The 10351-nt window shown below is 68.4% G+C and carries 5 protein-coding genes and 1 pseudogene; 1 reads left to right on the top strand and 5 read right to left on the bottom strand.

Features of this window, described 5'->3' with window-relative positions:
- Nucleotides 1–81: 81 nt before the first annotated feature.
- The 3 genes from ACFU8Q_RS10470 to ACFU8Q_RS10480 are packed head-to-tail and all read right to left on the bottom strand — an operon-like array spanning nucleotide 82 to nucleotide 3443.
- Nucleotides 82–1155, bottom strand: a complete 1074-nt coding sequence (locus tag ACFU8Q_RS10470) for an NAD-dependent epimerase/dehydratase family protein (protein ID WP_384450729.1) — start codon at nucleotides 1153–1155, stop codon at nucleotides 82–84.
- The gene (locus tag ACFU8Q_RS10475; protein ID WP_384450732.1) at nucleotides 1152–1868 is read right to left on the bottom strand and encodes a 2-C-methyl-D-erythritol 4-phosphate cytidylyltransferase; all 717 of its coding nucleotides are present in this window, start codon (nucleotides 1866–1868) and stop codon (nucleotides 1152–1154) included. Before ACFU8Q_RS10475 ends, ACFU8Q_RS10470 begins: the two co-directional genes overlap by 4 nt.
- Nucleotides 1869–1871: 3 nt before the next feature.
- Nucleotides 1872–3443 carry a CDP-glycerol glycerophosphotransferase family protein gene (locus ACFU8Q_RS10480; protein ID WP_384450735.1) on the bottom strand — a complete coding sequence of 524 codons (1572 nt, stop codon included), beginning with the start codon at nucleotides 3441–3443 and terminating at the stop codon, nucleotides 1872–1874.
- Between the two features lie 858 nt (nucleotides 3444–4301).
- Between ACFU8Q_RS10480 and ACFU8Q_RS10485 the strand changes: the two genes are divergently transcribed.
- Nucleotides 4302–4859, top strand: a complete 558-nt coding sequence (locus tag ACFU8Q_RS10485) for a PucR family transcriptional regulator (RefSeq protein WP_384450738.1) — start codon at nucleotides 4302–4304, stop codon at nucleotides 4857–4859.
- A gap of 62 nt (nucleotides 4860–4921) precedes the next feature.
- Here the strand turns inward: ACFU8Q_RS10485 and ACFU8Q_RS10490 are convergent, their stop codons facing one another.
- Both ACFU8Q_RS10490 and ACFU8Q_RS10495 read right to left on the bottom strand, forming a co-directional pair.
- Nucleotides 4922–6409 carry an FAD-dependent monooxygenase gene (locus tag ACFU8Q_RS10490; RefSeq protein WP_384450741.1) on the bottom strand — a complete coding sequence of 496 codons (1488 nt, stop codon included), beginning with the start codon at nucleotides 6407–6409 and terminating at the stop codon, nucleotides 4922–4924.
- Nucleotides 6406–10347, bottom strand: a pseudogene (locus ACFU8Q_RS10495) (type I polyketide synthase); the annotation flags it as partial. The gene ACFU8Q_RS10490 and the pseudogene ACFU8Q_RS10495, both read right to left, overlap by 4 nt.
- Nucleotides 10348–10351: the final 4 nt, after the last annotated feature.

The raw sequence follows: 10351 nt of genomic DNA on the forward strand, positions 1-10351 counted from the left end.
GACTTTCGTCCGCGCCCGAGGCAATTTGTGTCCTGGCGATTTCCGTAGATCCGTGTCGGTGGCGCACCGACGCGGGATTCGCTAAAGGCCCGGGGCGCTCGACTCCAGATGGGTCACCATGCGGTCCAGCCCGGTCGGCAGATCGACCACCGGGCTCCAGCCGAGTGCTGCAAGCCGTGCGCTGTCCAAACCCTGCTTCTTCGTCAGGCTGTAGGAGCGCGCGTCGGACTCATTGGTGAACCGGAGCTGCTGCCCGCGCTCCGGGCGCACCTCGGTGAACAGCTCCGCCAGCCGCCGGATCGAGACCAGACCGGACGGGTCCGCGACGTTGTAGGCCACCTGGTCACCGCAGAGCAGCGCATAGAACAGCCCCGCGATGGCGTCGGCCACGTAGGTGTAGGTCCGTACGCCGGAACCGTCGCTGTTGAGCACGATGTCCTTGCCGGCCACCACGTTCGCCGCGAAGTCGGCCTGCACCCGCCCGTCGTCGAGCGCCATCCCCGGCCCGTAGACGTGACCGAACCTGACGACGCGGCTGTCGATGCCGTACTGCGCCTGGTAGGTCGCGCAGATCGTCTCCGCGGCGCGCTTTCCCTCGGCGTAGCAGGCCCGCGGGTTGAGGATGTCGAAGCCGCCATAACTCTGCTCGTCGATGAGCTCGGTCTCCGGGGACTGGGCACCGTAGACCTCCGCCGAGGACATCAGCACGAATCCGCGGCTGGCCTTCGCCACACAGAGGTCGAGCAGGTGGAAGGTGCCCAGCAGGTTCGCCTTGATCGTCATGACCGGCTGGCTGCCGTGCAGGGCGGGCCGCGCGGCGCTCGCCCCGTGGATCACGTAGTCGACGGGGCCGGACAGTTCGAGCGGCGTCGCCACGTCCTGGACGACGAGGTGGAAGTCCGGGCGGTCGAGCACGTCCGCGAGCAGCCGTCTGGCCTTCTCCTCGTTCCGCACCAGACCGTGCACGGTGATGCCCGCGCCGTGCCGGTCGTTCAGTGCGAGCAGGGTGTAGACGACGTACGACGGCAGCATGCCGCTCGCGCCGGTGACCAGCACGGTGCGGCCGGAAAGCTCACTCCACGGCAGGTCACGGTCAAGAATCTCATCGAGGTCGTGCGCCACGACCGAGCTGGAGACGGTGGTCACTGAAATCACGTACCTACGATCTGCTGGTTCTCAAGGATCTCGAAGAACGTCCGGCACAGGTAGAAGTCCTCGGCCGTCGTGATCTTGATGTTCGAGCGGGGGCCGACCACGCGGTAGATCTTGTGACCGTACCGGTGCATGAGGGAGCACGAGTCGATGGTGTCGTGCTCGTCCTCCGCGACCGCCCGGTCGTACAGCGAGAGGATCTCGCCGAGCCGGAAGCTCTGCGGGGCCTGGGCGGCGTATATGTGGTCGCGCGGGATCACGTCGTCGATGTGCTCGTGCTCACTGGACACCACGGTCTCGTTGAACTTGGTGCAGGTGATGGCCGAGCCGTGCTCCCGGACCGACTCGATGTTGGCGCTGATCAACTTGGCGTCGATCAGCGGCCGCACGCCGTCGTGGATCAGCACGACGGTGTCATCGGGGCAGTCCGCGGCGACCGTCTCGAGGGCTTTGTGCCGCGACTCCTGACCGGTCCGGCCACCGTCGACGATCCACTTGACCTTCTGGATCTCGTATCGCTTCAGCAGCTTCACCATGTGCTCGCGGTACTCGGCGAGTATCGCGATGGCGATGCAGTCTATCTCGGGGTGCGCCTCGAAGTGCTCGAGGGTGTGGATGATGATCGGCTTGCCCTGGACCTCCAGGAACTGCTTCGGGAGGGCGCGGGTGTTCATCCTCGACCCGATGCCGCCGGCGAAAAGCAATGCAACGTTCATAACTTATTCCTCTGACTGGTCGCTGAGCGGCTGGTCGCCCACCGTCGTGTCATCCGGGACGGGATCGAGCCACCGGTGCTGGCCGCCCGTGTCCCTGCCACCGTGATCTCCGACCACCAGCCAGTCGATCACGCGGTCCGCCGAGTTGGTGTCGACGTAGTCGAAGTTCTCCCGCCGGAACTCCTCGACCTTCGAGATGTCGAAGTCCTCGTCCTGCAGAGCCTTGAGCAGCTCGTCGAAGGTCACGCAGATCTTGCCGGGGGCGACGGTGTCGTAGTCGCGGTGGAATCCGCGGATCACCGAATACGTGTCCTTGTCGTACGCGTAGAACAGGATCGGCTTGTCGAGCAGCGTGTACTCGTAGATGACCGACGAGTAGTCGGTGACGAGCACGTCGGTCACATGCAGCAGATCGTTGGTGTCGGGGAACGACGCGAAGTTCATCAGCCGGTCCGAGTACTCGGCGGGGATCGGCGGGGGCTCCGTGATGAAGTGGTGCATCCGGAAGAGCACGACGTACTTGTCGCCGCAGACCTCGTGGAGCTTCCCGAAGTCGATGCGGTCGTAGTCGTAGTGCGCGTCTCCTATGCTCTTCCCGCGGAAGGTCGGCGCGAACAGCACGATCTTCTTGCCCCGGAGTTGCGGGTTTGAGGCAAAGAAGTCGTCAGTGACCTTCTGGGAACGCTCCTTGTCGAGGAACGTGTCGATGCGGGGCAGGCCGGTCGGTACGACCGCCGACTCCTCGATGCCGAACGCCTCGGCGTACACCGGCACAAGATGCTTGGACCCGGTGATGACATGGGTGTACTTGCGGTGGGCGTTGGACAGCTTCGGCGAACCGTACTTTCCGAACCGGCTGTAGCCGACCGCCTTGAAGCCGCTTCCGGCATGCCAGAGCTGGATGATCTTGGTCTCCGGCGAAATGCTCAGGTTTCCGAGAAGCCCGAAGTAGTCGTCCATCAGCACGGTGTCCGACGTCGCGAGCAGGTAGATGAGACGAAGCGTGCTCCGCTTGTTCGCCGTGGCGGGTACCCGGAACGAGCGGCGGAACGTGTACTTCTTGTCGAGACCCCGCTCGATCATCCGGTCGTGGACACGCTCCAGGTTGCCGCCGAGGGCGGTGCGCATTTCGGAGGCGAACAGAATCCGGTTGCCGCGCGGGGGATTCAGGCGGCGCGCGGCCCAGTAGAAGCGGTTGGCGATCTTGCGGCGCCGGGCCCGCGGCAGCACCTTCAGCGCTATTCGCTTGCCGAGCGGCTTCTTCACCGCATTCTTGCTCGGCCCCGCACCGCGGAACAACTGGTACGTCCGCATGAGGAACTCGGGGTTCTCGTCGTCGTCCGAAATCCCGAACGCGATCACGTAAACGGAGCGGTTGCGGTCGTAGAGGAATGTGCGGGAGTCGACGTCGAGCCGGTCCGCGGCCTTGAGGTCGAAGGTGGCGGCGGGCAGTCGCTCATCACCGGCCACCGGGACGATCCGCCACGTGCCGTTGGGCACCTGGCGCCGGTTCTGAAAGTTGGTGACGTTGATCTCCAAGCGGTGCTGTCCGGCGTCGATTTGCCGAGAGTTCACCGGGAATTCGCGCTCGTTGTCAACAATCAGGAACCGGAGAGTACTAGGATCTCCAGTGAAGTCCGAAACCGTCACAACAAGAGCAAGGTGTATTCGCTCCCAGGAAATCGCCGCTATTGAGCAACCCGCCATCGTCATCCTTCCGTTCGTGAACCGTCGCGCCTTCTATAGAGGCCTGCGCGACGGCTACGGAGCCTGCCAGCGCCAGGTGGGACGGTGATCGGAGCATAGCGTACCGAGTCCTCCCGGCCCTCCTTGCCCGGCGGTGGAGAGCTGTTGATCTGCCTGGACGACGCCGTCCGCGATTTCGTACGGCAGCGGCGCAATTACTCTTCGCAGTGCACATTCATCCCACACCCCCCTATGAAGTGCGCCGGAAGGCGGGCCCGGACGGGGCTTGATAGAGCCGAGGAAGTACACCTGCCCGGCCACCGGCTCCCGGTCCACGCCGATCAGGTCGCTCTCGGGGTCCTTCGACAAGCCATATCGCCCCATTTCAAAGGAACTTCGCATTCCTGCCCAAGATGCGGACGCAACTTGAGCGAAACGCCGAGGCCAGGAGACGCCGCCACCCGGCGGGAAGACGTCGGACCGCGCGACGAAGAGGGTGCCCACCAGGAAGGCGAGCGCCGCCCCGGTCCACCCCCACGGCGGCGCGGGTCCCAGCAGGCGCAGCACGAGGGCCCGCGGCGTCGCGGATACGGCCCAGGAAGGCGTCGCACTCCCGCGACGTCCGCACCGGGCAACCAGGTCTCGCACGAGGGCACCGTCCACCGACGGGTCCGGTTGCCGGCCACGGCACTGGCCCGGCACGGCGGACACGGCGTCCTGTCCGTGCTCGACGCGTAGCACGGCCTGGTGCTGCTGCCGGTGACGGAGGACGAGACCGACGCCGCCGTGGCCGAGCGAGCGCGGGTCCTGCACCTGGCCCCGCACACCGACACCCGGCTGGACATCGTCGCCTCACTGACCGACGCGGCCGAGATCGCCCAGCTGCCCCGACAGGCCCTGACCGGCACGGAGCTGATCCGGCCGGCGCGCACGTCCAAAGGCGCTCCCCACGAGCGAGTCCACCGCATCGCCGACCACGCCCTGGCGTTCCAGCTCCCCCGCCCCTCCCCGGCACGAGCCGCCCTCACGGCGCGCATCGCTCCACTGCGCGCACACCCGGACCTGGTCGCCACCCTGCACATGTGGCTCAATCACGACCTGGACCGGGCCCGCACCGCTCAGTCCCTCAGTGTCCACCCCAACACCGTGAACAACCGACTCCGCAGAATCAAGCGGATCCTCGACACGGATCTCTCCTCCTTCACCACGCTGACGGAGATCACAGCGGCGCTGACCATCGACCTGCCCGGACGAACGGCGCGGAGTGACCGAGCGTCATTTGGGCGTCAAGAATTCTGGACCTAGGGCGAGACGATTACCTCCTGAGTAAGGCAATGCATCATAAAGATCCACTTTCGAAACGCACCCTAACGGTGGTCGGCATCGTGAATTCCCTGATCGTCGGCTTTCTCCGCGTCGCCCAACACCCTCCCTGTGCCGTCCAGCGCACCGAGCAGCCGCGCCACGGCCTCCCGGCTGGCCGCACCGGCGCCGCTGGCGCTGATGTGGCCGTCCGGTCGGACCAACAGAAAACCGCGCTGGTGGCGGCCACGCCCGGCCGCCGTATGGTGTGCCACCAGCCGCGGCCACCGCGCCGCCAGAGATCGCGCCCAGTCTGCGGCCGCGCCACCGGTGACCAGCACCAGCCGGCCGTCGACCGAATGCGCCATGGCCCATTGCGGGGCCCGGGCGCCTGCCTGCCGACCGGGTCCGGGCAGCGCGTATCGCACCCGTCTGCCGGCGAGCAGCGGAACGAACCACCGCCGCAGCACGCCGGCCGATTCCAGCCCCTGCCAGACCAAGTCACGCACCTTCGCCGCCAACGGGGGAAGCGTGAAGACACGAAGCATGGTGTGGGTGGCCCGGACGGTCTGCTCAGCCGCCTGACGGCGTTCCTGCTCGTAAGTGTTCAGCACGTCCGGATGGAGCGCGCCGCTCACCACGCCTGCCAACTTCCAGGCCAGGTTACGCACGTCCTGGAGCCCCAGGTTCAGGCCCTGACCACCGAGCGGTGCGTGGGTGTGGGCGGCATCTCCGGCCAGGAAACACCGGCCTACCCGCAGCCGTGATGCGATCCGCTCGGCGCTGGTGAACTCGCGCGCCACGTCCAACCGCGCCAAACGCATGCCGCTCGGCCCGCGCTCGTCCAGAAGTCGCTGCACGGTCTCTTCGGTCAACGGCGTGCCCGCCGGGACAGCCGTGTAGATCCGTACCTTCCCGTCCCGCATCGGCGCGAACACCAGGGACCCTTTGTCGGACATGGAATAGTGCACGACGCCGTGCTCGATGTCTTCGGTCAACGTGCCCTCGGCGAGCAGGAGCGCCATCGGCACCTGCTCACCGAGGAACTCGACGGCCAGCGCGGCGCGCACGGTGCTGCGCACGCCGTCGGCGGCTATCAGCCAATCCGCCTCGATCACGCCCAGGCCGTCCGGCCCGTCGGTGTGAGCCCGCACGCCGGTCGCGTCCTGCTCGACCCCGGTCACCCGGATGCCACGTTCCACCCTGCCGCCCAACCCGCGCAGCGCACGTTCCAGTAGTTCCTCCGTCTGGTGTTGCGGCAGCAGCAAGGGCTGGTCGGCAGTGCCGAGCGAGAGGTCGAACCGGCGGCGACCGGTCAGACGGAATCGCATCGCGCGTATCGGCTGGCCGAGTCGGCCGGCCTCGCGCAGCATGTCCAGATCGTCCAGCACGGCAAGCCCGCTCGGCCACAGTTGCATGGCGCGGGGCCCGGTTGCCGGATCGGTGGCAGCATCCACCACCCGTACGGAAACGCCGAACCGGCGGAGTTCGGCCGCTGCCGCGAGCCCGACCGGTCCGGCGCCGACCACGAGCACAGCAGTCCGGGCGGTCATGCGGACCGCCCCAGGTCGCGCGCACCGGTCAGGTCGTCCAGCCAGTCGGACAGCACGGCCGCGGTGTCCGCGGCATGCTCCTCAAGCAGGGTGAAGTGGTCGCCGGGCACCTCCCTGACCGCGTGCCCGCCGGGCCAGGGCACGTACCACTGTGGCACTCGCCATGGCGTATTCCCAGGTAGCGCCGAGGCGGCCCGCACCAGCAGGGTCGGCGCGACGGGGTCGCTGGGCTGCCACTGGCCGATAAGCGGAAGGTAGCCACCCATCGCGGCCACTCGGCGGTCGTCGGCTTCCAGCAGTTCCAGTCCGCGCGCCACACCCGACAGCAGCGCCGGCGGCAACCCGTCCAGGGTGAGCGGGCCCGGCGGGTAGGTGTCCAACAGCACGAGCGCCTCGGCAGGGGTGCCGAGCGCAGCCAGCTCGGCTGCCACCGCGTGCGCGAGCAGGCCGCCCGAGGAGTAGCCGGCCAGTGCGATCGCTCGCCCGTCCGCCCTCGCCGATACCGCCGTGGCCGCTGCGTCGACCAGCGACGCCCACGAGGCGGGCAACCGCCCGGCGCCGGTGAAGCCCGGCAGTTCGAAGGCGCAGACCTCACGCTGACCGGTCATCTCCGTCGCCAGCCGCACGAACTGGTGGGCACCTGAGGTTGCCAGCACGGTGGGGAAGCACATGAGCATCGGCTCGGCCGGGCCGGCGGCGAGGTCGTACGGCATCGGTATGTCCCGCGCATCAGCAGCGTCGAAGCGCGGCAGGCGCGCGGCCGCCGCGTCCACCTGCGCACCGAACAGGGCCGCCTGGTCCGGATCGTCGGCCGCGGCCGCGGCCGCGCGACGCAGTTCGCCGGGGCCTCCAGGTCTGCCGTCGTCGGCGCGGTCGGTAGCGAACAGTTCGCTGCGCAGATGTCGGGCGAGTGCGTCCGGGGTGCGCAGGTCAAAGAGTCGGCGCACGGTCAGCCGCTGGCCGGTGGCCGAGTCCAGTCGATTGCGCAGCGCTACCGTGACGACGGAGTCCATGCCTAATTCCAGGAATGCGCGGTCCGGGTCGACCGCGTCCGGGCTTTCGTGTCCGAGCAGCGTGGCGACTTCCGCCCGCACCAGGTCCAGCAGCTGCCTGTACTGATCGGCCGGTGCCAGGTCGGCGAGGAACCCTACGCCGGTCCGCTCCGTGAGCGTCGACGCCGGCCCCGGCGGCTGATGTTCGCGGACCCGGCCGGAGGTGGTGTCCTCGACCCAGAACCGCCGGGGCTGGAACGCGTAGGTCGGCAGGTCGACCGGCTCGGACGTGTCCGGCAGTGACGACGACCAGTCCACGCTGATGCCGTGCACGTACGCCTCGGCAGCCGCCGTCGCCATCCGTTCCGGTCCGCCCTCGCCGCGCCGCAGCGTGCCGATGACCACTGCGTCCATCTCAGCAACGTGCGCCAGGTCCTCGATGCCGACAGTCAGCACCGGTTGCCCGCTCACCTCGACGAAGGCCCGGTGCCCACCGTCCAGCGCGGTGCGGACGGCGCGGTCGAACCGCACCGGCTCACGCAGGTTCCGATACCAGTAGTCGGCGTCCAGGTCAGTGCCGAGTCTGCCGCCGGTAACCGTGGAGTAGAACGGTACCGTCGGGGCTTTGGGCGCCAGCCCGGCCAATTCCGCAAGAATGATGTCGCGCACCGGTTCGACTTGTGCCGAGTGACCGGCACCGGGCGCATTCAGGAGGCGGACGCGGGCGCCCCTGGCCTTGTATCGGGCCAGCAGTTCCTGGCAGGCGTCGGCAGCACCGGACACCACAGTGGCCTCTGGTCCGTTCACCGCGGCCACGGACAACCGGCCGCCGAATGCCGCTAGTTCCGCCTCGATCTGGCCCACCGGCAGTGCCACAGCGAGCATCGCGCCGGTGGCCGGGAGTCCGGCCAGGGCCTTGCTGCGCACCGCAACCACGCGCGCGCCTTCAGAAAGCGACAGTGCCTCCGCGACGCAGGCCGCGGCCACCTCGCCCTGGGAGTGGCCGATCACCGCAGCAGGGTTGACCCCATAGGATCGCCACATCCGGGCGAGCGACACCATGACCGCCCACAGCACGGGCTGGAGCACGTCGAGCTGCTCCATCGCGTCCTCGTCGCAGAGCGCTTTCGCCAGTTCGGTCTCGATGGGCCAGTCCACATACGGGGCAAGCGCCGCCGCGCACTCCCGCATCGATTCGGCGAACACCGGTGCGCGGGTCAGCAGTTCGGATGCGATGCCGGGCCACTGTGCGCCGTGCCCGGCGAACACGAACACCGGTGCCCCGCGCTCCCTGGCCGCTCCACGCACCAGGTTGGCCGCCGGTCGACCCTCGGCCAGCGCGGTCAGGTCGGCCAGTACGTCCGCGGGATCGTCACCGAAAATCACCGCGCGGCTGGGCAACGCGGGGCGGGCGGCCAGGGCCGCTCCTACCGCGCTGAGGGGCAGGTCCGGCCGCTCGGCCATGAAAGACGCGAGCCGGCCGGCCTGCGCGGCGAGCGCCGCGTCACCGCGCGCGGAGATGATCAGCGGGACCGGGGCCGTGTGCATGCCACCGGTGCCCGCGACGTCGATCGCCACCGGCGGGGCCTGTTCGAGAATCACATGCGCGTTGGTACCGCTCATCCCGAAAGCAGACACTCCGGCGCGGCGCGAACGTCCGGTGTCCGGCCATGGCGTTTCCTGCGTGACCAGCCGGATCGCGCCTGAGGACCAGTCCACGATCGGCGTCGGCTGGTCCACGTGCAGAGTCCTGGGCACGGTCCCGGCACGCATGGCGAGGACCATCTTGATAATCCCTGCCATCCCTGCCGCCGCCAGGGTGTGGCCGATGTTCGACTTGACCGAGCCGAGCAGCAGTGGTTCGGCTCGGTCTCGGCCGTAGGTGGCCAGCAACGCGTGCGCCTCGACCGGGTCGCCGAGACGGGTCCCGGTGCCGTGGGCCTCCACCACATCGACATCCTTGGGAGACAGCCCGGCGGTGCGCAGGGCGTCGAGTACCACCCGTTGCTGAGACTCTCCGCTGGGCGCGGTGAGGCCGTTGCTGCCACCATCCTGGTTCACCGCGGTGCTGCGGACCAGGGCGAGCACCTGGTGGCCGTTCGCGCGGGCGTCTGACAACCGCTCCAACAGCACCAGCCCGACGCCTTCGGCAAAGCCGGTTCCGTCCGCCGCTGCGGCGAAGGACTTGCACCGTCCGTCCGGCGCACAAGCGCGCACCTGGCTGAAATCCACGAAGCCTGTCGGGGTGGACAGCACGGTGACGCCTCCGGCGACTGCGAGGGAGCAGGTGCCACCACGCAACGCCGACACGGCCAAGTCGAGTGCGACGAGCGAGGACGAGCATGCCGAGTCCACTGTGATGGCCGGCCCCTCCAAGCCGAAGGTGTAAGCCACCCGGCCCGACACCACACTGGGTGCCGAGCCGGTCAGTCGATACGCCTCGATCTCTCCCGGGGCTTCGGCGAGCACCACCTGGTAGTCGCTGGTGACGCAGCCGGCGTACACCCCGGTGCGGCTTCCACGCAGCGTGGCCGGGTCGATACCGGCCCGTTCGAACAGCTCCCAGGTCGTCTCCAGGAACAACCGCTGCTGCGGATCCATGGCAAGGGCCTCACGTGGAGAGATGCCAAAGAAGTCCGCGTCGAAGTCGAGCGCGCCGTCCAGAAAGCCGCCTGAGCGGGTGTAGGTGTGCCCCGGGTGGTCCGGTTCCGCGTCGTAGAGGCCGTCCACGTCCCAGCCGCGGTCGGCCGGGAATTCACCGACTGCGTCGATCCCGGACGAGACGAGCCGCCAGAGCTGTTCCGGCGAACGGACGCCGCCCGGGAAGCGGCAGGCCATGCCAACGATCGCGATGGGTTCGGTGTTCCGCTCCCGCAACTCGTCCAGTCGGGACCGGGTCTCGTGCAGTTCGGCGGCTACCCGCTTAAGGTAATCCCGCAACTTCTGTTCG

Origin of the sequence: Streptomyces sp. NPDC057543 (assembly GCF_042801895.1) — a bacterium.
Lineage (GTDB): Bacteria > Actinomycetota > Actinomycetes > Streptomycetales > Streptomycetaceae > Streptomyces.